The 20,901-nt window shown below is 70.1% G+C and carries 21 protein-coding genes; 14 read left to right on the top strand and 7 right to left on the bottom strand.

Features of this window, described 5'->3' with window-relative positions; translation table 11 throughout:
• Window positions 1-70: 70 nt before the first annotated feature.
• Window positions 71-748: a DUF305 domain-containing protein gene (locus V6V89_RS34505; protein ID WP_334623767.1), complete on the bottom strand. Its 678-nt coding sequence runs from the start codon at window positions 746-748 to the stop codon at window positions 71-73.
• Between the two features lie 115 nt (window positions 749-863).
• Here V6V89_RS34505 and V6V89_RS34500 point away from each other — a divergent pair, with 115 nt between their 5' ends.
• The 3 genes from V6V89_RS34500 to V6V89_RS34490 all read left to right on the top strand — a co-directional run bounded on the left by V6V89_RS34500 (window position 864) and on the right by V6V89_RS34490 (window position 4,013).
• Window positions 864-2,276, top strand: a complete 1,413-nt coding sequence (locus tag V6V89_RS34500) for an LVIVD repeat-containing protein (RefSeq protein ID WP_334623766.1) — start codon at window positions 864-866, stop codon at window positions 2,274-2,276.
• A 233-nt stretch (window positions 2,277-2,509) separates the two neighbouring features.
• Window positions 2,510-3,574 carry a lytic polysaccharide monooxygenase auxiliary activity family 9 protein gene (locus V6V89_RS34495; protein WP_334623765.1) on the top strand — a complete coding sequence of 355 codons (1,065 nt, stop codon included), beginning with the start codon at window positions 2,510-2,512 and terminating at the stop codon, window positions 3,572-3,574.
• Window positions 3,575-3,638: 64 nt separating this feature from the next.
• Window positions 3,639-4,013, top strand: a complete 375-nt coding sequence (locus tag V6V89_RS34490; RefSeq protein WP_334623764.1) for a signal peptidase I — start codon at window positions 3,639-3,641, stop codon at window positions 4,011-4,013.
• On the opposite strand, the gene V6V89_RS34485 is transcribed toward V6V89_RS34490, so the two are convergent.
• A complete protein-coding gene (locus V6V89_RS34485) occupies window positions 3,986-4,690 on the bottom strand; it encodes a class I SAM-dependent methyltransferase (protein WP_334623763.1) in 705 nt (234 codons plus the stop codon). The genes V6V89_RS34490 and V6V89_RS34485 overlap by 28 nt on opposite strands.
• A gap of 88 nt (window positions 4,691-4,778) precedes the next feature.
• On the opposite strand from V6V89_RS34485, the gene V6V89_RS34480 reads away from it, so the two are divergent.
• Window positions 4,779-5,303 (top strand): SigE family RNA polymerase sigma factor, encoded by a 525-nt coding sequence (locus V6V89_RS34480; protein ID WP_334623761.1) that lies wholly within the window; start codon window positions 4,779-4,781, stop codon window positions 5,301-5,303.
• Window positions 5,300-6,547 carry a hypothetical protein gene (locus tag V6V89_RS34475; protein WP_334623760.1) on the top strand — a complete coding sequence of 416 codons (1,248 nt, stop codon included), beginning with the start codon at window positions 5,300-5,302 and terminating at the stop codon, window positions 6,545-6,547. The genes V6V89_RS34480 and V6V89_RS34475 overlap by 4 nt, the downstream gene beginning before the upstream one ends.
• A 10-nt stretch (window positions 6,548-6,557) precedes the next feature.
• Here the strand turns inward: V6V89_RS34475 and V6V89_RS34470 are convergent, their stop codons facing one another.
• Window positions 6,558-7,964 carry an aminotransferase class I/II-fold pyridoxal phosphate-dependent enzyme gene (locus V6V89_RS34470; RefSeq protein ID WP_334623759.1) on the bottom strand — a complete coding sequence of 469 codons (1,407 nt, stop codon included), beginning with the start codon at window positions 7,962-7,964 and terminating at the stop codon, window positions 6,558-6,560.
• A gap of 114 nt (window positions 7,965-8,078) precedes the next feature.
• Here V6V89_RS34470 and V6V89_RS34465 point away from each other — a divergent pair, with 114 nt between their 5' ends.
• The 8 genes from V6V89_RS34465 (at window position 8,079) to V6V89_RS34430 (ending at window position 16,605) form a co-directional block, all read left to right on the top strand.
• Window positions 8,079-8,918 carry a nitrilase-related carbon-nitrogen hydrolase gene (locus V6V89_RS34465; protein WP_334623758.1) on the top strand — a complete coding sequence of 280 codons (840 nt, stop codon included), beginning with the start codon at window positions 8,079-8,081 and terminating at the stop codon, window positions 8,916-8,918.
• Between the two features lie 14 nt (window positions 8,919-8,932).
• Complete coding sequence (gene hydA, locus V6V89_RS34460; RefSeq protein ID WP_334623757.1) at window positions 8,933-10,336, top strand: dihydropyrimidinase; 1,404 nt, start codon at window positions 8,933-8,935, stop codon at window positions 10,334-10,336.
• 5 nt (window positions 10,337-10,341) lie between these two features.
• Complete coding sequence (locus V6V89_RS34455; protein WP_334623756.1) at window positions 10,342-11,823, top strand: CoA-acylating methylmalonate-semialdehyde dehydrogenase; 1,482 nt, start codon at window positions 10,342-10,344, stop codon at window positions 11,821-11,823.
• Window positions 11,820-12,845 carry a TIGR03842 family LLM class F420-dependent oxidoreductase gene (locus V6V89_RS34450; protein WP_442935279.1) on the top strand — a complete coding sequence of 342 codons (1,026 nt, stop codon included), beginning with the start codon at window positions 11,820-11,822 and terminating at the stop codon, window positions 12,843-12,845. Before V6V89_RS34455 ends, V6V89_RS34450 begins: the two co-directional genes overlap by 4 nt.
• Window positions 12,842-13,702 (top strand): ABC transporter permease, encoded by an 861-nt coding sequence (locus V6V89_RS34445; RefSeq protein WP_334623755.1) that lies wholly within the window; start codon window positions 12,842-12,844, stop codon window positions 13,700-13,702. Before V6V89_RS34450 ends, V6V89_RS34445 begins: the two co-directional genes overlap by 4 nt.
• Before the next feature lie 52 nt (window positions 13,703-13,754).
• Window positions 13,755-14,546, top strand: coding sequence for an ABC transporter ATP-binding protein (locus tag V6V89_RS34440; protein WP_334623754.1), 792 nt, complete (start codon window positions 13,755-13,757; stop codon window positions 14,544-14,546).
• Window positions 14,547-14,621: 75 nt separating this feature from the next.
• Entirely contained in the window at window positions 14,622-15,455 is an 834-nt protein-coding gene (locus tag V6V89_RS34435) for an ABC transporter permease (RefSeq protein ID WP_334623753.1), read from the top strand.
• 19 nt (window positions 15,456-15,474) lie between these two features.
• Window positions 15,475-16,605: an ABC transporter substrate-binding protein gene (locus tag V6V89_RS34430; RefSeq protein ID WP_334623752.1), complete on the top strand. Its 1,131-nt coding sequence runs from the start codon at window positions 15,475-15,477 to the stop codon at window positions 16,603-16,605.
• Window positions 16,606-17,067: 462 nt separating this feature from the next.
• On the opposite strand, the gene V6V89_RS34425 is transcribed toward V6V89_RS34430, so the two are convergent.
• Window positions 17,068-17,949, bottom strand: coding sequence for an AMIN-like domain-containing (lipo)protein (locus V6V89_RS34425; RefSeq protein ID WP_334623750.1), 882 nt, complete (start codon window positions 17,947-17,949; stop codon window positions 17,068-17,070).
• 55 nt (window positions 17,950-18,004) lie between these two features.
• Entirely contained in the window at window positions 18,005-18,940 is a 936-nt protein-coding gene (locus tag V6V89_RS34420; protein WP_334623748.1) for an AEC family transporter, read from the bottom strand.
• A 41-nt stretch (window positions 18,941-18,981) separates the two neighbouring features.
• Here V6V89_RS34420 and V6V89_RS34415 point away from each other — a divergent pair, with 41 nt between their 5' ends.
• Window positions 18,982-19,356, top strand: coding sequence for a thiol-disulfide oxidoreductase DCC family protein (locus tag V6V89_RS34415; RefSeq protein ID WP_334623747.1), 375 nt, complete (start codon window positions 18,982-18,984; stop codon window positions 19,354-19,356).
• Here V6V89_RS34415 and V6V89_RS34410 read toward each other — a convergent pair.
• Entirely contained in the window at window positions 19,353-20,207 is an 855-nt protein-coding gene (locus tag V6V89_RS34410; protein WP_334623746.1) for an MFS transporter permease, read from the bottom strand. The two genes, V6V89_RS34415 and V6V89_RS34410, sit on opposite strands and share 4 nt — an antisense overlap.
• Window positions 20,195-20,629, bottom strand: coding sequence for a hypothetical protein (locus tag V6V89_RS34405; protein ID WP_334623745.1), 435 nt, complete (start codon window positions 20,627-20,629; stop codon window positions 20,195-20,197). Before V6V89_RS34405 ends, V6V89_RS34410 begins: the two co-directional genes overlap by 13 nt.
• Window positions 20,630-20,901 lie beyond the last annotated feature (272 nt).

Below are 20,901 nucleotides of genomic sequence, written 5' to 3'. Positions count from 1 at the left end.
CGCGGGGGGCGGCGGCCGGGCGCGGGGGGCGCAGCGCGGCGGGCGGGCGGCGCTGGTGGTCGGGGGGTGGTCAGGGCTTGACGATGTCGCGCATGCGGCCGATCTCGGCTTGTTGTTCTGCCGCTATGCCGGTCGCCAGTTCGGCCAGGCGCTCGTCGGCGCCGACCTTCAGCAGGTCGGTGCACATCGTTACCGCGCCCTGGTGGTGGGACACGAGCATGTCGACGAAGACCTTGTCGAAAAGGTCGCCGTTCAGGGTCGCCAGGCCGCGCATGGCCTCGGGCGGCTGCATGCCGCGCATGCCGGCGTGGTCGTGGCCGGACTCGTCGGGCTTTTCGGAGAGGCCGCGGGTCGACAGCCAGGCCCGGAACGCGTCGATCTCGGGGCCCTGAGCCGCCGTGATCCGCGAGGCCACCGCCTTGATCTGCGGGTTCTTCGCGCGGGCGGGCGCCATCGCCGCGATCTCCAGCGCCTGCTGGTGGTGCGGGATCATCATCCGCACGAACCACACGTCGAGCGAGTTGTACTTGCTGCCGTCCGGCGCCTTGAGCTGGTCGGATGGCACGACCGACGCGGACTCGCCGGGCTTGCCGGGCACCACCACCGGTACCGGGGAGGAGGTCGGGGAGGGCGGCGCGGAAGCGTCTGGGTCGGCGCCCGCGTCGCGGAGTCCAAAGACGACGGCGGCGGTGACGATCGTGATCGCGATGGCGCCCGCGATCATGTACCCCCGCCTATGTGCCGACACCCGGCGATCGTAGCCGTTACTCAAATCCGTCAAAGTGACGCAGGTCACATCGACGGTTACGATGCGTCGGTAAGGTGTCGACACGCTCCATTGCCTTTCGAACGGGGAATCGCCAATGAGCATCACGACCTCACGAGGGTTGCGGCGACTGAGGTTAATCGCGGTGGCCGCGACCGCTCTCACCCTCGCGGGAGCCGCACTCTCCGCACCTACCAGCGCCTACGCGCCATCGGCCAACGAGATCCCGGGCGTCGACGAGATCGTCAGCAGCCCCAATATCCGGCAGGTGGCCAACCTGCCGAAGGAAGGGCCGCTCGCCAGCGGGGTCAACTCCGACATCGCGTTCCAGGGCAAGTACGCCTATGCCGGTAACTACAACGGCATCGCGATCTACGACATCAGCAAGCCGCGCAAGCCGCAGCTTGTCACGCAGGTCTTGTGCCCGGGCGGCCAGAACGACATCTCCGTCTACGGTGACCTGCTGTTCTTGTCCACCGACTCCTCGCGTAACAACGACTCCTGCAACAGCGTGGGCCAGTCGCCCACGATCAAGGAGTCGTGGGAGGGCATCAAGATCTTCGACATCAGCGACAAGGCCAACCCGGTCTATGTCAAGTCTGTCGAGACCAAGTGCGGTTCGCACACGCACACTCTGGTGCCGGGCAAGGACCGCAAGTCTGTGTACGTGTACGTCTCGTCGTACTTCCCGGACGACACGTTCCCGGACTGCAAGACGCCGCACGACCTGATCTCGATCATCAATGTGCCGGTGAAGGCGCCGACGCAGGCCGCCGTGGTGAGCACGCCGAACCTCTTCCCGGACGGCGGCAACGGCACTGACAACTACAGCTACGAGACCACCGGCTGCCACGACATCACGGCCTACCCGGCGCTCAATCTGGCCGCGGGCGCCTGCATGGGTGACGGTCTGCTGTTCGACATCAGCAAGCCCGAAGCGCCGCGGGTGCTCGACCGCATCCGCGACACGGTGAACTTCGCGTTCTGGCACTCGGCGACGTTCAACAACGCCGGCACAAAGGTCGTCTTCACGGACGAGCTCGGCGGCGGCGTCGGCGCGGAGTGCAACGACGAGGTCGGTCCCGAGAAGGGCGCCGACGCGATCTACAACATCGCGGGCCGGGGGGACAACCGGCACCTGGTGTTCAAGAGCTACTACAAGATCCCGCGCGCGAACGCGGACACCGAGAACTGCGTGGCGCACAACGGCTCGCTGATCCCGGTGCCGGGCCGCGACATCATGGTCCAGGCCTGGTACCAGGGCGGCATCTCCGTTTGGGACTTCACGAACTCGTCGAACCCCAAGGAGATCGCGTTCTGGGAGCGGGGCCCCGTCAACGCCGACACGCTGACGTTCGGCGGGTCCTGGTCCGCGTACTACTACAACGGGTTCATCTACTCGAACGACCAGAAGGGACTCGACGTCCTCGAGGTCAACGACTCCCGGCTGTGGGGCGCGGAAGACAACAGGTACTGGCAGTTCAACGCGCAGACGCAGACCGCGTACTGACGGGACGCGACAGGCGCACAGCAGGACCCACCGGGCCCGGCCTCCGCACGGAGACCGGGCCCGGTCGTTTGCGCGGATATTCGTACCCATGATTGAATGATCTCCGCGTGGCGGCTGCGAGTGGCTCTTTCTACCGCGACGGCGCACCGGGCTCGGGCGTAAAGAGGCAACGCCCCCGGGATCGGCGCCGTCCGTGCTTTCGATGCCCCGTAGCTGTACGAAAGGGAACACACGTGAAAGCGAAACGCAGGTTGGCGGTGTTCGCCGCCGCCGCGGTTCTTGGCAGTGGCGTGCCGCTGTTGATGAATCCGTCCCCGGCGCAGGCGCACGGCGCCTTCGTGTCGCCGGCCACCCGCACCTACGCCTGCTACGTCGACGGCCTGGCAGGTGGGGGCGGCGACATCAACCCCACCAACCCCGCCTGCGCCGCGGCGGTCGCACAAGGCGGCAAGCAGCCGCTGTGGGACTTCTACGCGGTACTGATCAGCCAGGCGGCCGGTCGCCACCGGGAGATCATCCCGGACGGGCAGCTCTGCGGCGCCGGCAGCACGAAGTACGCGGCCTACAACGCGGCGCGGCTCGACTGGCCGGTGACCCAGGTCCAGGCCGGCGCCACGATGGAATTCCGGTACAACGCGTGGGCCCCGCACCCGGGCACCTGGACGCAGTACGTCACCAAGGACGGGTTCGACCCGACCCAGCCGCTGAAGTGGTCCGACCTGGAAGCGGCGCCGTTCGACACGGTCACCAACCCGCCGACCAAGAGCGGCGTGTCGGGGTCGGAGTACTACTGGAACGCCCGCCTGCCCAACAAGTCGGGCCGCCACATCATCTACTCGATCTGGCAGCGCTCTGACAGTCCCGAGGCGTTCTACAACTGCGTCGACGTGCAGTTCGGTGGCGGCACCCCGCCCACGACACCGCCGACCACCCCGCCCACGACGCCTCCCACCACCCCGCCGACCACCGAGCCGACGACGCCGGCACCCACCGGCTCGTGCACCGGCACCGTGAAGACGGTCAGCTCGTGGTCGGGTGGCTTCCAGGCCGAGGTCACCGTCCGCAACAACGGCACCGCGCCGGTGGGCCCGTGGACGGCGAGCTGGACGATGCCGGCGGGCGCGACGATCAACAGCGGCTGGAACGCGACTGTGACCCAGAGCGGCACCACGGTCACCGCGGCCGCGCCGAGCTGGAGCCAGTCGCTCGCGGCCGGAGCGTCGGCCACGATCGGGTTCGTGAGCAGCGGCGCACCAGGGCCGACAGCGATCAAGCTGAACGGCGCCGCGTGTAGCTGACACGCGTGATGGGCCCCGGCCTCGCCGGGGCCCCATCTCCGCGCGGGTGCTAGCGTCGCCGTCCGTGGCAGAGAGCGTCTACACCGGCAACGCGAACGTGGACGGGGCCCTGGACGCGGGCTGGCTCCTCGGGTACTTCAAACCGGCCGGCGACATTCGGCACAGCACCGAGGTCGAGATCAAGTGGGGCGTGCACCCGCCCGGCGACCAGCGCGAGCGGTGGACCACCGGCGAGGTACGCACCGCCCTGCTGGTGCTGATCAGCGGCCGGTTCCGAGTCGACCTGCCGGACCGCGAGGTGGTGCTCGCCAAGCAGGGCGACTACGTGATCTGGGGACCGGGTGTCGACCACTCCTGGTACGCCGAGGAGGCGTCGGTGGTGCTCACCGTGCGCTGGCCCTCGGTGCCTGGCTACGCCGTCCGCAAGACGCAGGTGTAGGACCCGTAACACGGGTGCGGGAACTCCGCGTCGACCACGTCGAACCCGGCCATGTCCAGCATCGGCTCCAGCAGCCATCGGAAGGTGCTGTGCTCGGTGCGGATGTGCTCGGCGTAGTCGGCGGCCGTGTACCCGGCGCGCGGGTCGTCGGCGGCGCCCGCGAACCAGCGCCCGAACACCGCCTCGGCCTCGGCCGGCCGGAAGTCGTAGATCAGGTCGCGCAGCCGCAGCACGCCGCCCGGCCGCAGCATCCCGGCGATCCGGTCCAAGGCCACGGCCTTCCAGAAGTCGGGCAGCTGGTGGAGCGCGTGCCGGGTCACCACGGCGTCGGCGGGCGGGCCTTCGTGGCGGTAGCTGAGGAAGCCGGCGTGTACCCGCTCCAGGTTGGTAAGGCCCTCGGCGTCCGCCGTGCGCGCCAGGTGACCCAGCATGGCCGGTGACACGTCGACGGCCACCACCCGCCGGAACTCGCGGGCCGCCGCCATCGCCAGCCGCCCCGTGCCGGCACCCAGGTCGACGACCGTCGCGTCGGCGGTCACCCCGGCCGCGCGCAGGGCCGCCAGGTCGCCCGACGGATCCGGCATACCCTGTTTGCGGTCGTACCCGGCCACGAAATCCGGATCGAGATGCTCCGGCCCCGCGTGCGCGAGCTCGTCCAGCAACCATTGATTCCCCATGGAGCGACCCTGAACCAACCGCAGAACCGACGCAACCGACTTACCCGGCGTACCCGTCAATGGGGTGAGGGACCTCGGGAGGAGCCGCATGCGCGTGGATGACACGCAGGACTACGTCGAGTTCGTCTCGGCGCGGTTGGCGCGCTGGCATCGCGCCGCGTACCTGCTCTGCGGGGACGAGCACCGCGCCGACGACCTGGTGCAGACGACGGTAACCAAGCTGTACGTGCATTGGAAGCGGGCCCGGGCTGCCGACAACCTCGACGGCTACGTGCACCGGATGCTGGTGCGTGCGTTCATCGACGAGCGCCGGCTGGCGTGGTCGAAGGTGTGGCTGATGTCGGCCACCCCGGAGCGCCACGGGGCGGGTGACACCGGGGTCGAGGATCGCGACCTGGTGGTGCGCGCGCTGGATGCGCTGCCCAAAGGGCAGCGCACGGTGCTGGTCATGCGGTTTCTGTGCGACATGCCGGTGGAGGAGGTCGCCGCGGCGATGCGGTGCTCCACAGGCAACGTCAAGGCACAGACCTCCCGCGGACTCGCGACGCTGCGGGAACGGCTGGGTGGCGAGCTGGCTGGCGCCCTGCCAGGAGGAGATCGAGGAATGGGATGAGGAACGACACAGAAGACAGGGCGCAGGACGTACGCGTACTGCTGGAGGGCGCCCATGTGCCGCCGCCCCGCGTCGACCTCGAGCGGGCGGTGGAGTCGGGCGTGCGGGTCAAGCGCCGGCGCTGGTACGCGGCGGCCGGCGGGGTGACCGCCCTGGCCATGGTCGGCACGTTCGCGTTGACCCAGGCCCTCGGTTCGCCGTTGGCGGAGGGGCCGGACGGTGTGGACACGCTCGTCGGTGACTCCGCCAAGCCGTACTCCGACTGCACGGTGAACGCGCTGCCGATGCCGGACGAGCAGGAGTTCGCCGGGTACGTTGCCGCGGACCCGACCGGCAGGTACGCCGTCGGGGGCGTGGCCGGTCCGAACGGGGAAACCCGTCCGGTGCTGTGGACCGACGGGAAACCGCAGGTCCTGAAGGTGCGGGCGAAGTCGGCCGAGGCGCGTGACGTCAACGCGGCGGGGGTGGTGGTCGGCTCGGCGACGGCGGAGACCGGGCGCGAGTTCGCCTGGCTGTACCGCGACGGCAAGGTACGCGAGCTGGAGACGCCGGATCTCTCCGGGTCGGTGATCGCGCGAGCGATCACCGAGCGTGGCGACGTGCTCGGTGACGTCTGGACCTCCAGGCGGTCCGCCACGGTCTTCTGGAAGGGCGACGACCTGGACGCGGTGGTACAGGTCAAGCTGCCCGGCGACGTCGGCGCGCGCGACCTCGACGAGGACGGCGCGATGGTCGGCGGCACCCAGTTGGAGGCCGACGGCAAGGCGGGCCGGCCGATGGCTTGGGCGCTCGACGGCGCGCCGAAGCCGCTCGCCCTGCCCGAGGGCTTCACGGGCGGCCAGGCGACGGCGGTCCGCGGCGGATGGGCGGTCGGCTGGGTCAGCAAGGCGCCGCCAGAGACGACCGAGCCGTCCGTGTCGCGGCCGGGAGGTGTGGAGCCGGCAGCGCCCGCGAATGAGTCGCAGACCTACATCCCGGCCCGCTGGGAGCTCGCCACCGGCGCGGTCACCACGTGGCCGGACCGCGTGGGGCCGGCGGAGGCGGTCAACGCGGCCGGCTGGGTCGTGCTGACCTCACCGCCCAACGGCGGGTCGGCCGCCGTGGTCCGGGACGGTCAGGTGTACGAGCTGGACGAGTCGGAGAACGGCTTTCCGATGACGCTCAGCGACGACGGCCGCCGCCTGTACGGCATGCCGATCGGCAACGACCGCGCCGGCCTGGACCTGCTGTCCTGGAACTGCTGAGGCACCCGCCTCAACGGGTGCCGCGGTGTAGCGAGCGGGGGCGGGGGCCGCTGGCACGATGGCGGGCGCCGGCCGCCTCGGCCAGTAGGTCGGCCAGGTCGTCGAAGCCGTCGCGGACCAGCCCGACGGTCACCCGCACATGGTCGCCGAGTGGGTCGCCGAGTGGGTCGCCGAGCGGGTCGCCGAGCGGCCGCACCTGAAACGGCCCGCCGGGCGCCACGGCCACACCGTGCGCGGCCAGGGTCAGCAGCGCCACCTGCTCGTCCCGGACCGGTACCCACATGTTGATGCCATCGGCGGCGGTCGCGGCGACGCCCCGTTTGGCGAGCGCCGCGGACAGCAGTGTGCGCCGCCGGGCGTACTCCATCCTCGCGGTCGTGACTGCCCGCGTGGTCGCGGCGTCCGTGAGCAGGTCGACGAGCACCGCTTGAAGCACCCGGCTGGACCAGCCGGGGCCGAGTAGCCGGCGGTCGGCGACCGCCGCGATCAGCGCGCCCGGCCCGCCGACGGCGGCGAGCCGCAGGTCGGGGCCGTGGCTCTTGGAGAAGCTGCGCACGTGCAGGACCTGGTCGGGCAGGTGCGCGCCGAGTGAGACCGCCGGCGCGGTGGCGATGTCGCCGACGTGGTCGTCCTCCACGACGATCACCGAGGGGTGGTCGGCCAGCACCGCCGCGAGCTCCCCGGCGCGCGCGGGGGTCATCGACACGCCGGTGGGGTTGTGCGCGCGCGGCTGGAGGAGCACCGCGGCGGGAGCGCACGCCAGCGCCGCCGCCAGGGCGGCGGGTTCGATCCCGGCCGCGTCCATGGTCACGGGTACCGGGACAGCGCCGGCCTGTTCCAGCAGGTCGAGCAGCGGTGGAAAGGTCGGGTTCTCCACGACGACGTGGGCGCCGAGCCGTACCGTGGCGGTGATGATCCGGTCGAGCGCGTCGAGGGCGCCGTCGACGACGGTCAGCTGCTGCGGCCGGAACGGCCACCGTTCGCGCAGCACCGCCTCCAGACGGGGCAGGACCGGCTCTTCCAGGTACGAGGTGGTGAGGCGCGTGTCGCCGATCCGCCGCAGCGCGGGCGCGAGGTCGGGGAGCAGGTCGTGATCGGGCACGCCGGTGGAAAAGTCGTGCGGCAGCGTGGACGGGCTGGCGGTGAGCCGGGCGTACCGGAGCTTCTGGCGTGGTCTGCCGGGTGTCGTCACGAACGTCCCGGAACGTCCCCTGGTCTGGATCGCGCCCGCGCCGGCGAGGGAGCGCCACGCCTCGCTGACGGTCGTGGGGCTGATCCCGAGCGCCTGCGCGACCGAGCGCACGGTGGGGAGGCGGGCACCCGCGGGCAGCTCACCGGCGTGCACGAGGCGGCTCACCGCGGCGGCGATGCCACGCGCGCTTCGGTCGTTGACCGCACCGGCGATGAGCTGGAGCATGTAACTTCTCCGCAATGAGCTGTTACGAATCGGCCATTGTCCGCCTGGACTTGTGTCACTAAAGTCCTACGCCATCAGCTGCGAAAAGCCAACAGGGGAAGCCGGGAGATGATCATGGCAGACCTCATCCGAGCCGCTCTCGTGCAGACGAACTGGACCGGCGACAAGGAATCGATGATCAAGGCGCACGAAGAGTACGCCCGGCAGGCGGCCGCCCAGGGCGCCAAGGTCATCTGTTTCCAGGAACTCTTCTACGGTCCGTACTTCTGCCAGGTGCAGGACAAGGAGTACTACTCCTACGCGGAGTCGATCCCCGGCCCGACGACCGAGCGCTTCCAAGCACTGGCCGCCGAGCTGGGCATGGTGATGATCCTGCCGATGTACGAGCAGGAGCAGCCCGGGGTCCTGTACAACACCGCCGCGGTGGTCGACGCCGACGGCACCTACCTGGGCAAGTACCGCAAGACCCACATCCCGCAGGTCAAGGGCTTCTGGGAGAAGTTCTACTTCCGTCCCGGCAACCTCGGGTACCCCACGTTCGACACCGCCGTCGGCCGGATCGGCGTGTACATCTGCTACGACCGGCACTTCCCGGAGGGCTGGCGGGCGCTCGGCCTCGGCGGGGCGACGATCGTGTTCAACCCGTCGGCGACGCACCGGGGGCTGTCCGGGTACCTGTGGCAGCTGGAGCAGCCGGCGAGCGCGGTGGCCAACGAGTACTTCATCGGCGCGATCAACCGGGTCGGCATCGAGGAGCTCGGCGACAACGACTTCTACGGCACGTCGTACTTCGTCGACCCCGAGGGCAAGTTCGTCGGCGAGACCGGCGACCCGTACCAGCCCGAGCTGATCGTCCGCGACCTCGACCTGGGCCTGCTCGCCGAGGTGCGCGACCGGTGGGCGTTCTACCGCGACCGCCGCCCGGACGCCTACGACGGCCTCGTCCAGCCCTGAGGGGGGACCACACCATGACTTTGCTGATCGCCGGGGGCACAGTGATCGGCCCCACCGGCGCCATCGCCGCCGACGTGCTGGTCGACGGCGAGACCATCGCCGCCGTGCTGGCGCCCGGCACCGGCCCTTCCGAGGGCGTCGAGGTCGTGGACGCGTCCGGGAAGTACGTCATCCCGGGCGGGATCGACGCGCACACGCACATGGAGCTGCCATTCGGTGGCACGGCCGCCAGCGACACGTTCGACACCGGCACCCGGGCGGCCGCGCACGGCGGCACCACCACGATCATCGACTTCGCGGTGCAGCGCACCGGCGAGGTGGTGCATGACGGGCTCGCCGCCTGGCACGCCAAGGCCGACGGCAACTGCCATATCGACTACGCCTTCCACATGATCCTCGGTGGCGTCGACGACGACTCGCTCAAGGCCATGGACCAGCTCGTCGCCGACGAGGGCGTCACGAGCTTCAAGCTTTTCATGGCGTACCCGGGGGTGTTCTACTCCGACGACGGGCAGATCCTGCGGGCGATGCAGAAGGCCCGCGACAACGGTTCGATGATCATGATGCACGCGGAGAACGGCATCGCGATCGACGTGCTGGTGCGGCAGGCCCTCGCGCGCGGTGAGACCGACCCCATCTATCACGGCATCACCCGGCCGGAGGCGCTCGAAGCGGAGGCCACGCACCGGGCGATCGCGCTCGCAGAGGTGGCGCAGGACTGTCCACTGTACATCGTGCACCTGTCGGCCAGCCGGGCGCTCGAACACGTGGCCGCCGCCCGTGACGCCGGGCGCAACGTCTTCGCCGAGACCTGCCCGCAGTACCTGTACCTGACGCTCGAAGACCAGCTCGGGGCGCCCGGGTTCGAGGGCGCCAAGTGGGTCTGCTCGACACCGCTGCGCAGCAAGCACGAGAACCACCAGCGCGACCTGTGGCGCGGCCTGCGCAGCAACGACCTCGCGATCGTGTCCACGGACCACTGTCCATTCTGCTTCAAGGACCAGAAGGAACTCGGCGTCGGGGACTTCTCGAAGATTCCGAACGGCATCGGGGGCGTCGAGCACCGGGTCGACCTCGTCTACCAGGGCGTGGTCGACGGCAAGCTGTCGCTGGAACGCTGGGTCGAGACCATCTCGACGACACCGGCGCGGATGTTCGGCCTGTACCCGAAAAAGGGCGTCATCGCGCCCGGCTCGGACGCCGACATCGTGCTCTACGACCCGAACGGGCGCACCCGGATCAGCGTCGAGACGCATCACATGAACATGGACCACTCCGCGTACGAGGGGTACGAGATCGCCGGCAAGGTCGATACCGTGCTCTCCCGCGGCGAGGTCATCGTGTCCGACGGCGCGTACCACGGCGCCAAGGGGCGCGGCCGGTACCTGCGCCGTGGCCTGTCGAGCTATCTGGTGTGATGCCCATGCGCACAGTGAAGCACTGGATCGGTGGCTCCCTTGTGGACGGCGCCGGCGAGCGCCGGTTGCCGGTGTACGACCCGGCCACCGGCGAGACACAGGCCGAGGTGGTCGCGGCGACAGCCGACGAGGTACGGGCCGCGGTGCGGGCGGCGCTCGACGCGCAACCCGCGTGGCGGGCCGCGTCGCTGTCCCGCCGTGCCGAGGTGATGTTCCGGTTCCGCGACCTCGTCGACGCCAACCGCCTCCAGATCGCGTCGCTGCTCTCCGCCGAGCACGGCAAGACCGTGGCCGACGCGGGCGGCGAGGTGGCCCGAGGGTTGGAAAACGTCGAGTTCGCGGCCGGCGCGCCGCACCTGCTCAAGGGCGGATACAGCGAGCAGGCCGCCACCGGCGTCGACGTGTACTCGATCCGGCAGCCGCTCGGCGTGGTCGCCGGCATCACGCCGTTCAACTTCCCGGCCATGGTGCCGATGTGGATGTTCTGCAACGCGCTGGTGGCGGGCAACACGTTCGTGCTCAAGCCCAGCGAGAAGGACCCGTCGGTATCGCTACTGCTGGCCGACCTGCTGCGGCGGGCCGGGCTGCCTGACGGCGCCTTCAACGTCGTGCAGGGCGACAAGCTGGCCGTCGACGCGCTCATCGCCGACCCCGATGTCCAAGCACTGTCCTTTGTGGGCTCGACTCCCGTGGCGCGCGCCATCTACGAGGCGGGCACCCGGGCGGGCAAGCGCGTACAGGCGCTCGGCGGCGCGAAGAACCACATGGTGGTGCTGCCGGACGCCGACGTGGACGCCGCCGCTGACGCGGCGGTGTCCGCCGGCTTCGGGTCGGCGGGGGAGCGGTGCATGGCCGTCTCCGTGGTGGTCGCGGTCGGATCGGCGGGCGACGCCCTGGTACCGGCCATCGCGTCCCGCCTCGAAAAGATCCGCGTCGGCCCGGCCAGCGACCCCGACGCCGAGATGGGTCCCCTGATCACCGGTTCTCACCGGGACCGCGTCGCTGGTTTCCTGGACGAGACGGGTGGCCAGGTGGTCGTCGACGGTCGGCAGGCGACGGCAGCGGAAGGCCCGGGCTTCTTCCTCGGGCCGTCCCTTGTGGACCATGTGGAAGCCGGGTCGGCGTTCTACACCGAGGAGATCTTCGGGCCGGTGCTGTCGGTCGTGCGGGTCGACACGTACGACGAGGCGCTGAAGCTGGTCAACGACAACCCGTACGGCAACGGCACGGCCATCTTCACTCGCGACGGCGGCGCGGCGAGGCGATTCCAGTACGACGCGGTGTGCGGCATGGTCGGCGTCAACGTGCCGATCCCCGTGCCGGTGGCGTACTACAGCTTCGGCGGCTGGAAGGCGTCGCTCTTCGGCGACCTGCACATGTATGGGCCGGAAGGATTGCAGTTCTACACGCGTACCAAGGTGGTCACCTCGCGGTGGCCAGATCCAGCGACATCCGAGGTTGACCTCGGCTTTCCGAAGGTGAGGTGACGACCACAATGGACATTGGCGTCGTCTTCCAGTGCGACCCGCCGGCGTCGGCGGTGGTCGACCTGGCGAAGAAGGCCGAGGCGGCCGGGTTCAGTCACGTGTGGACGTTCGACTCGCACCTGCTGTGGCAGGAGCCGTTCGTCATCTACTCGCAGATCCTCGCGCAGACCTCACGGGTGGTGGTTGGGCCGATGGTGACCAACCCCGGCACCCGCGACTGGACCGTCACCGCGTCGCTGTTCGCCACCCTCAACGAGATGTACGGCAACCGCACCGTCTGCGGCATCGGCCGGGGCGACTCGGCGCTGCGGACGCTCGGCTACCCGCCCACCACCGTCAAGGAGCTGGGCGAGTGCGTCAACGTCATCCGCGATCTCGCCAACGGGCGGAGCGCCTCCTACCGCGGCACCGAGGTCCACTTCCCGTGGGTCAAGGACGGCTCGCTCGAGGTGTGGGTGGCCGCGTACGGGCCGAAGGCGCTCGCGCTGACCGGGCAGGTGGGTGACGGGTACATCCTTCAGCTCGCCGACCCCGACATCGCGGCGTGGATGATCTCGTCGGTGCGGGCGGCGGCCGAGAAAGCCGGACGCGACCCATCCGCCATCAAGTTCTGCGTGGCGGCGCCCGCGTACGTCGGCGACGACCTCGACCACCAGCGCGAGCAGACCCGCTGGTTCGGCGGCATGGTCGGCAACCACGTCGCCGACATCGTCGGGCGGTACGGCTCCTCAGGGGCGGTGCCGCAGGCGCTCACCGACTACATCAGGGACCGGCAGGGGTACGACTACTCGGAGCACGGGCGGGCCGGCAACACGCACACCGACTTCGTACCCGACGAGATCGTCGACCGGTTCTGCGTCCTCGGCCCGATCTCGGCGCACCTCGAAAAGCTGCGCGCGTTGCGAGACCTCGGCGTCGACCAGTTCGCCCTGTACCTCCAGCACGACGACAAGGAGCACACGCTCGCGGCGTACGGCGAGCACATCATCCCCGCCTTCGCCGCCACCCCCGCGCCCGCATGAGACGTCGGCTGCGGGTCACCCTCGGCGCGGTCGCCGCGCTGCTGCTCGGCGCGGCGCTGTGGGAGGGGTACAAGGCGGTCGGCAGCGCCGACGGCGCGAGCGTTTTCGGAGTACGCGTGCTGCCGCGCGCCGACGACAGCGCCATGCCGCACGTGCTCGACATCCTGCGGCGCTTCGGCCAGCCGGAGCTGGCCGGCGGCGACCCGATCTGGCTGGTGGTGCTCGACGCATGCCTTTTCACGCTGCGCAGCGTGGCCGTCGGGTTCGGGGTCGGCGCGGTGATCGGGCTGGTCCTGGCCGTGGTGATGCAGCGGTTCCGGGTCGTCGAGCGCGGGCTGCTGCCGTACGTGATCCTCTCCCAGACCGTGCCGTTGATCGCCCTCGCGCCGGTGATCGCCGGCTGGGGCGGCAAGCTGTCGCTCGGCTCGTACCCCTGGCAGCCCTGGATGTCGGTCGCCACGATCGGCGCGTATCTGGCGTTCTTCCCGGTCGCGGTCGGCATGCTGCGCGGGCTGCACTCGCCGGCGGCGATCGCCGAGGAGCTGATGCACAGCTACGCCGCCGGCTGGTGGCGCACGCTGGTCAAGCTCCGGCTGCCGGCCAGTACCCCGTACCTGTTCCCGGCGTTGCGGCTCGCGGGCGCCGCGGCCGTCGTCGGGGCGGTCGTCGGGGAGATCTCCACGGGCACGCGCGGCGGCATCGGCCGCCTGGTGATCGAGTACTCCCGAGAGGCGACCGGCGACCCGGCGAAGGTGTACACCGCGATGATCGGCGCGGCGCTGCTCGGCCTCGCGGTGGCCGCGCTGGTCGGCGCGGCTGAGTTTCTGCTCAACAGACGACGGAGGGTGCTGGTATGAGCTACCCCACGAAAGCGCTCCGCAGCGCTCCACGTTTTCGCGGGGGCCCCGCATGACGGCGGTGGACCTGTCAGGGGTCGGCAAGGTCTTCAACGCTGGCCGGGCCGACCAGGTGGTGGCGCTGACCGGCGTCGACCTAACCGTCGAGAGTGGACAGTTTGTGTCCCTGATCGGCCCGTCCGGCTGCGGGAAGTCGACGCTGCTGCGGCTCGTGGCCGACCTGATCCGGCCCACGACCGGCACGCTCACGGTCGCCGGCAAGCCGGCCCGCAAGGCGCGGCTCGACCAGGAGTACGGCATCGCGTTCCAGCAGGCCGGCCTCTTCGAGTGGCGGACCGTGCTGCGCAACGTCGAGCTGCCCCTGGAACTGCGCGGCACCGGCCGGCGTGAACGGAAGCGGCGCGCCGAGGAGATGCTGGAGCTGGTGGGGCTGTCGGACTTCGCGGCGCACTACCCGGCTCAACTGTCCGGCGGCATGCAGCAGCGCGTGGCAATCGCGCGGGCGCTCGCGGTACATCCCCCGTTGCTTCTGATGGACGAACCGTTCGGTGCGCTCGACGAGATGACCCGCGAGCGCCTTCAGGACGAGCTGTTGCGGATCTGCGCGCAGACCGGCACCAGCACGATCTTCGTGACGCACTCGATCCCCGAGGCGGTGTACCTATCCGACCGGGTCGTGGTGATGTCGGCGCGCCCGGGCCGGATCACCGACGTCATCGAGATCGACCTGGGCCCGCGCTCGGAGGCCACCCGGCAGTCAGCGGGGTTCTTCGCCGGCATCACCAAGGTTCGGCGCGCCCTTCGCGGTAGCCCCGCGCCCGCGTCCGCGGAGGTGCCGGCATGAACCACTCGGCGGGCCCAGCATGAACCACCCAACGAAAACGCTCCGCTTCGCTCCACGTTTCCGCCGGGGCCCGGGGTGACCGCCGCCGTCGACAAGATCGCCGCGGCGGATCCGACCGCGCCGGTCGTCGTGGGCCGCCGCCGGCGCTCGCGTGGCCTGGTGCGCGGCCTGCTGCCGCCGTTGCTCGTGGGGATCGGCGGCTTGGCCCTGTGGGAGCTGACGGTCAAGGTCGGGCGGGTAGCGCCGTTCATCCTGCCCGCACCGTCGGCGATCTGGGAGCAGTTCTGGCTCAGCCGCTCGGTGATCTGGCAGACCGGCCTCGCCACCGGCGCCAACGCCCTCGTCGGCCTGATCGCGGGCGCGGTGGTCGGCATCCTGGCGGCGATGGCTGCGAGCCGGTTCCGGCTGCTCGGCGAGGCGTCGATCCCGGTCGCGGCCGCCCTCAACGCGCTGCCGATCATCGCGCTCGCCCCGATCCTCAACAACATGTTCGACTCGACCAGCAGCATCCCCCGCCGCGTCGTCGTCTCGATCGTGGTCTTCTTCCCGGTCTTCATCAACACGTTGCGCGGGCTCCGCGAGGTCAACCCGACCCACCGGGAGCTCATGGACAGCTACGCCGCCAGCGGCTGGACGTTCACCCGTCTGGTACGGCTGCCCGGCGCGCTCCCCTTCGTCTTCACCGGTCTTCGCCAGGCGTCCTCCCTGGCGGTGATCGCGGCGGTGGTCGCGGAGTACTTCGGCGGTCTGCAGGACGGCCTCGGCTCCCGCATCACCTCGGCGGCGTCCAACACCGCGTACCCCCGCGCGTGGGCCTTCGTGGTCGGCGCGTGCGTGCTCGGCTTGGTCTTCTACGCCGTCTCGCTCGGATTGGAGCGGCTCGCCACGCCGTGGCGGCGTTCCAGATAACTAACCCATGGAGGATGCGATGAGAAGACGGTTGATAGGTGGGGCGTTGGCGGGCGCCCTGTTGCTGGCGGGCTGCGGGACGGCCGACGACTCCTCCTCCGGGGGGAGCACCGGGGGTACGACCGCGGTGAAGCTCCAGCTGCAATGGTTCGTACAGGCCCAGTTCGCCGGGTACATCGCGGCGGTCGACAAGGGCTTCTACTCCGAGCAGGGCCTCGACGTCCAGATCCTGGAGGGCGGCGTCGACATCGTGCCGCAGACCGTCCTCGCCCAGGGACAGGCCGACTTCGCGGTCTCCTGGGTGCCCAAGGCGCTCGCCTCCCGCGAGCAGGGCGCCGAGATCACCGAGATCGCGCAGGTGTTCCAGCGCTCCGGCACCTACCAGGTCTCGTTCAAGGACAGCAACATCTCTTCGCCCGCCGACCTTCGCGGCAAGAAGGTGGGAAACTGGGGCTTCGGCAACGAGTTCGAGCTGTTCGCCGGGATGACCAAGGCCGGGCTCGACCCGGGCAAGGACGTCACACTGGTGCAGCAGCAGTTCGACATGCAAGCCTTGCTGCGCCGCGACATCGACGCCGCGCAGGCGATGAGCTACAACGAGTACGCCCAGCTGCTGGAGGCCAAGAACCCGGCGACCGGCAAGCTGTACCAGCCGTCCGACTTTACCGTGCTCGACTGGAACACGGTCGGCACGGCGATGCTGCAGGACGCGGTGTGGGCAAACAGCGCCAAGCTGTCGTCTGACAAGGCCTACCAGGAGACGGCGGTCAAGTTCCTGACCGGCTCGTTGAAGGGGTGGGCGTACTGCCGCGACAACGCCGCGGAGTGCCGCGACATGGTCGTGAAGAAGGGCTCCAAGCTTGGTGCCAGCCACCAGCTGTGGCAGATGAACGAGGTCAACAAGCTGGTGTGGCCCTCGCCTGGCGGGGTCGGGTTGCTGAACGAGACGGCGTGGAAGGCGACGGTGGATCTGGCGCTGACCACGAAGAACCAGGACGGCCAGACGGTCATCACGAAGCAGCCCTCGGGGACGGCGTACACGAACGAGTACGTCCAGAAGGCCATCGACTCGCTGAAGTCGTCGGGCACGGACGTGACGGGTTCGACGTTCAAGCCGGAGACGGTGACGTTGAACGAGGGCGGCGCGTAGCGCGCTCCGCTTTTCGTCGATCAAGGGCAAACGCACGTGGTTCGATCTCTGATCCACGTGCGTTTGCCCTTGATCAGTGGGATGTCCCTTGATCGCCGCGGTGGTTCCGGCGCGCGCGCCCGGCAGCGGGCCGGGCGCGCCGCGCGGCGGTGGCCTGCTCGTGGATGGATGGCGGGATATACCTACTAGACCGATGGGGTTTGTGGGGTGTACTCACCGAGCAGACGGTCGGTGGGGCCGTCGACGTGCCCGTCGCCGCCCGCCCTCGCCGCCCGCCGGCCGCCGTCGATCAAGGAGATTTGCGTCGATCAAGGGCGAATGCACGTGGAAAAGAGATCCAACCACGTGCATTCGCCCTTGATCGACGGGACAGGCGCGCGCCGCGGCGGCGCGCCGCGCCGGGCCGGGTCCGGGTATGGGTGCGGGTGTGGGCGCGGGGTGGCCCGCGCCCACACAGGACCTCTAGCGTTTTACGTCGATGACTAGGCGGGTTGGGTTGGTCAGGAGCATGACGCGGAAGCCCTTGCGCGCCTCGGTGTCGATGAAGCCGGACACCGTCCCGTTCTCGTACACCTTGAACGTCACGTTCGACGGTCGCTGCCCGGTCACGGACCCGACCTGCGTGGTCATGCCGGTGAAACCGACGAAGACGCGCGTCGGGGTGGCCCGCACGTACGCCACGTCGATCAGCGGGAACTTCGCGGTGCTGAGGTCGAAGACGTACCGGTCGTAGCCGGGGTGCCACCCGAACCGGACCCCACTGACGCGAACCACGTCGGCGTCGCTGCCGCCCTGCCAGCGCGCGGTGCCGAACGGCTGGGTCGGCTGGTGCGCCACGTCCACGGCGATCCGCGGCGGGTTCGTCAGGCGCAGTACGCGGAAGCCGAGCGCGTCGGACAGCCCGAGGCCGGCGATGACCCGACCCTCGAAGGCGCCGCCGAGCTTGATCTGCCGCAGCGTCGGGTAACGCGGGGTAGCGGCGTAGTTGTGCAGTTTGGGGGCGTCCGCTCCGTCGAAGACGATCCGCAGGTCGGCGGGGCCTTCGAGCGGGATCTGCGTGCCCGTGCCGATGCCGACCAGCGGCGCGTACTCGACCCGGTAGCCGGGCGTGCCGCCACCGGAGAAGTCGAAGACGACCCGGTCGTATCTGTCGTGCCGCGCGTGGCGCACGCCGACGAGGCTGACCTGCCCCGTGCTGCTGGTGGCCTCGCCGGTGACCGGCGCTGTCCTGGTGGGTGCCGGCAGGTCGCCGCCCCCCGCGGCTGCGCTGGCCGTTGTCGCGAATCCCGTAGCGAGCAGGCCCGCGAGCGCCAGCGCTCCGGCCCGGTACCGAGTGATCAACATGTCGCCATCCTTATTTCGTGGTGTGGCATGACGACGCCGGACAGTGATGATCGGTTTACCCGAGCAATGTCGTGATGGCGACAAGCGTGCCGGCGGCGGCCAGCGTGGTGAGCACGACGGCGTCGCGGGCCAGGCCGGGGGCCTGGCCGTAGCGGGCGGCGAAGACGAACACGTTCTGCGCCGTCGGCAGGGCGGACGTGACGACCGCGGCGAGCAGCGTCGGCCCCTCAAGGCCGAGGATGAAATGGCCGATGAGGTACGCCAGCGCGGGCTGCACGATCACCTTGAGGACGACCGCCGTGTACCGGTGCCACGCGTCCGGCCCGGGTGCGAGAGGGCGGCTGCCGCGCAGTGACATGCCGAGGGCGAGCAGCGCCAGCGGCACCGCGGCCTGGCCGATCAGCTCGAACGGGCGCAGCGCCTCTTCGGGCGGGTCCCACCCGGAGGCGGCTACCGCGAGACCGGCCGCCGAGGCGAGCATGATCGGGCTGCGCAGCGGCAGTCCCGCCCACTGCCGCGCCGACGGTTTGCGCCCCGCCGAGATCGCGTCGAGCACCGCGAGCCCGAGCGGCGCGTACAGCAGCGTCTGGAACAGCAGCACGGGTGCGATGAACGAGACGTCGCCGAGCACGTACGCGGCGACCGGGATGCCGAGGTTGCCCGCGTTGACGTAGGAGGAGGCGAGCGCCCCCACCGCGGTCTCGCCGTGATCCGGCTCCGCGCGGCGCCGGCTGAAGAGCACCGCCAGCCCCACGTAGGTGGCCGCCACGATGACGGTGCTGAGCACGAACGCGGCCAGTGCGCCGGTGAACACCTCGCCCAGCGACGACGTGGCGAGCGTGGTGAACAGCAGCGCGGGTGTCGCGATGAAGAAGACCAGCCGCGCGAGCACCGTCGTGCCGCCGGGACCGAGCAACCCGTACCGTCCGATGAGGTACCCGACCGCCGTGACGGCCCAGATGGCCGCGAATCCGGTCAGCACCCCACGCACCGGGTAAGCATGCCCGTCTCGCCGTGCGGCATCATCAAGATATGGATCACGCCACGTTCCTCTTCGACGGTGACTGCGCGTTCTGCACCAAGTGCGCGGAATTCGTGGCGCGGTGGGTGCCGACGGACGCGAACGTGCTGCCGTGGCAGTTCGCCGATCTGGAGGCGCTGGGCCTCACACCGGACGAGTGCGAGCAGGCCGTGCAGTGGGTCGCCGAGGGTACGAGGTCGGCTGGCCCGGACGCGATCGCCGACCTGCTCGCGGCCAGCAACCTGTTCTGGCGCCCGGCGGGCGCCCTGCTGCGGCTGCGGCCGGTGCGCGCGCTGGCCTGGCCGGCGTACCGGTGGGTGGCGCGCAACCGTCACAAGATGCCCGGCGGCACCGCCGCCTGCGCTGTGCCAGCGGACCGCTTCTAGGTACCGGCCGCCGCCGGAGTACGGGCGAACCGGCGGCGCACCCACTCGATGGGGCGTACGCGTTCCAGCGGGAGGAACGCGGTCATCGCCACCAGGTGCGGCGCGAACGAGATCGTGATCGTCGCGTAGGTCACCACGTGGAAGCCGTAGAAGAACGCGATGCCCCGGTATCGCCAGCGGTCGCGTACCACGAAGATCAGCGGGCTGAGCAGTTCGAACGCCACGATCCCGAACTGCGCGAGGATCAGCAGGTACGGAACCTGGGCGATGAGGTCGGCGAGGTCGGTGCCCCGCCGGATGATCGCCCGGGCGAGCACCGAGCTGGTGACCCAGTCGATCCCGCCGAAGCGCAGCTTGGCGAACGCGGCCAGGAAGTACGTGCACACCACCGAGATCTGGGTGACCCGCAGCGCCCAGCCGCCCGCTTCGGTGAGCGTGGCGTCGCCGTGCCGGGCCCGCCCGACGGTGGCCAGGGCGGCGAGCGCCACGAGGAAGCCGAACCGGTCGTGGTCCACCTTCCCGTAGCTCATCGCGATGACCATCCACTCGAAGTACAGCGCGAAGACGGTCCAGCCCAGCAGCCGCGGCGCGCGGCCGGTGGCGGCGGCGAGGGCGGTCACCAGCAGCACCCAGAAGACCCCGTGCACCAGCAGCGGAGTGGGGGTGGGCAGCGGCAGCAGCCGCCCGACCAGCAGCGGCTGGTACAGCTCGCCGGGCACCGACGCGTGCGAGCGCACCCACGGCGTGAAGATCAGCAGGTCGAGGAACACGAAGAGGTACACGAGGGTCCGGAACGCCGCGACGCGGCCGCGCGGCACCGGCGCGAACAGAGCGCGGGTCAGGGGTTCCATCGCGCCACCGTCTCGTCGGTGTGCGTACCCGTGGGCCTGCTGTCCCGCACGCCCTCGCGCCGGACAACGATCCGGACCTCGACGAGCGCCGGCGCGCCCGGGTTGTGGCTGGCGTACGCGTCGGCGACCTGGCGCAGGCGCGACGGGTCGGCCTGGTACGCGGCCATCTGGCCCTCGATCTCGGCCCGCCGGATGCCCGTGTTCCGCTCGGTGAGCGGAACGACGGCGCCGCCGCTCTCCACGCCCTCGACCCGGGTGTCGGGTGCTGGCTCGTCAGGACCGGGCGCGGTGGAGTACATCCGGAACGGTCCGAAGGGGAAGTCGTCGTCGACGCCCCAGATGGTGCCCGCCAGCAGCAGCGCGCCCGCGACCAGGGTGGCCAGCAGGCGGCCGGTGCGGCCGGCGGCGGTCAGCGTATCCATCGGACGGTGACCATACCTGACCTTCGCAACCGATCATGGGCCCGCGCGAAGGATCCGCTTTACCAGCAATATTACGTACGGAGAGAGAGCAATCGATTCCTGTGAGTTTGTCCATTGTCACATTTCTGCAACGTCCGTGCCTATTGACCGCGACGGTGGCTCCCGGGACCATCGTGACATGCGGTGTGTTGGGGGTATCCGTGTGCCCGTCGCGAGCGTCGATTTCGGCGGACCTCCGGGGCAGGCGGCGTTGCGGCCCAAATACATTTGAT

The sequence above is a fragment of the Micromonospora sp. CPCC 206061 genome (assembly GCF_036906915.1).
Lineage (GTDB): Bacteria > Actinomycetota > Actinomycetes > Mycobacteriales > Micromonosporaceae > Phytohabitans.
The sequence above is the reverse complement of the archived record's forward strand: the minus strand, read 5'-3'. Positions and strand labels throughout refer to the sequence as shown.

What these genes read in the sequence shown, in the direction of transcription:
- V6V89_RS34500 (WP_334623766.1), top strand. Translation starts at nt 864, where the DNA reads ATGAGCATCACGACCTCACGAGGGTTGCGGCGACTGAGGTTAATCGCG.
- V6V89_RS34485 (WP_334623763.1), bottom strand. Translation starts at nt 4,690, where the DNA reads ATGGGGAATCAATGGTTGCTGGACGAGCTCGCGCACGCGGGGCCGGAG.
- V6V89_RS34480 (WP_334623761.1), top strand. Translation starts at nt 4,779, where the DNA reads ATGCGCGTGGATGACACGCAGGACTACGTCGAGTTCGTCTCGGCGCGG.
- V6V89_RS34475 (WP_334623760.1), top strand. Translation starts at nt 5,300, where the DNA reads ATGAGGAACGACACAGAAGACAGGGCGCAGGACGTACGCGTACTGCTG.
- V6V89_RS34470 (WP_334623759.1), bottom strand. Translation starts at nt 7,964, where the DNA reads ATGCTCCAGCTCATCGCCGGTGCGGTCAACGACCGAAGCGCGCGTGGC.
- V6V89_RS34465 (WP_334623758.1), top strand. Translation starts at nt 8,079, where the DNA reads ATGGCAGACCTCATCCGAGCCGCTCTCGTGCAGACGAACTGGACCGGC.
- hydA (WP_334623757.1), top strand. Translation starts at nt 8,933, where the DNA reads ATGACTTTGCTGATCGCCGGGGGCACAGTGATCGGCCCCACCGGCGCC.
- V6V89_RS34455 (WP_334623756.1), top strand. Translation starts at nt 10,342, where the DNA reads ATGCGCACAGTGAAGCACTGGATCGGTGGCTCCCTTGTGGACGGCGCC.
- V6V89_RS34445 (WP_334623755.1), top strand. Translation starts at nt 12,842, where the DNA reads ATGAGACGTCGGCTGCGGGTCACCCTCGGCGCGGTCGCCGCGCTGCTG.
- V6V89_RS34440 (WP_334623754.1), top strand. Translation starts at nt 13,755, where the DNA reads ATGACGGCGGTGGACCTGTCAGGGGTCGGCAAGGTCTTCAACGCTGGC.
- V6V89_RS34430 (WP_334623752.1), top strand. Translation starts at nt 15,475, where the DNA reads ATGAGAAGACGGTTGATAGGTGGGGCGTTGGCGGGCGCCCTGTTGCTG.
- V6V89_RS34425 (WP_334623750.1), bottom strand. Translation starts at nt 17,949, where the DNA reads ATGTTGATCACTCGGTACCGGGCCGGAGCGCTGGCGCTCGCGGGCCTG.
- V6V89_RS34415 (WP_334623747.1), top strand. Translation starts at nt 18,982, where the DNA reads ATGGATCACGCCACGTTCCTCTTCGACGGTGACTGCGCGTTCTGCACC.
- V6V89_RS34410 (WP_334623746.1), bottom strand. Translation starts at nt 20,207, where the DNA reads ATGGAACCCCTGACCCGCGCTCTGTTCGCGCCGGTGCCGCGCGGCCGC.
- V6V89_RS34405 (WP_334623745.1), bottom strand. Translation starts at nt 20,629, where the DNA reads ATGGATACGCTGACCGCCGCCGGCCGCACCGGCCGCCTGCTGGCCACC.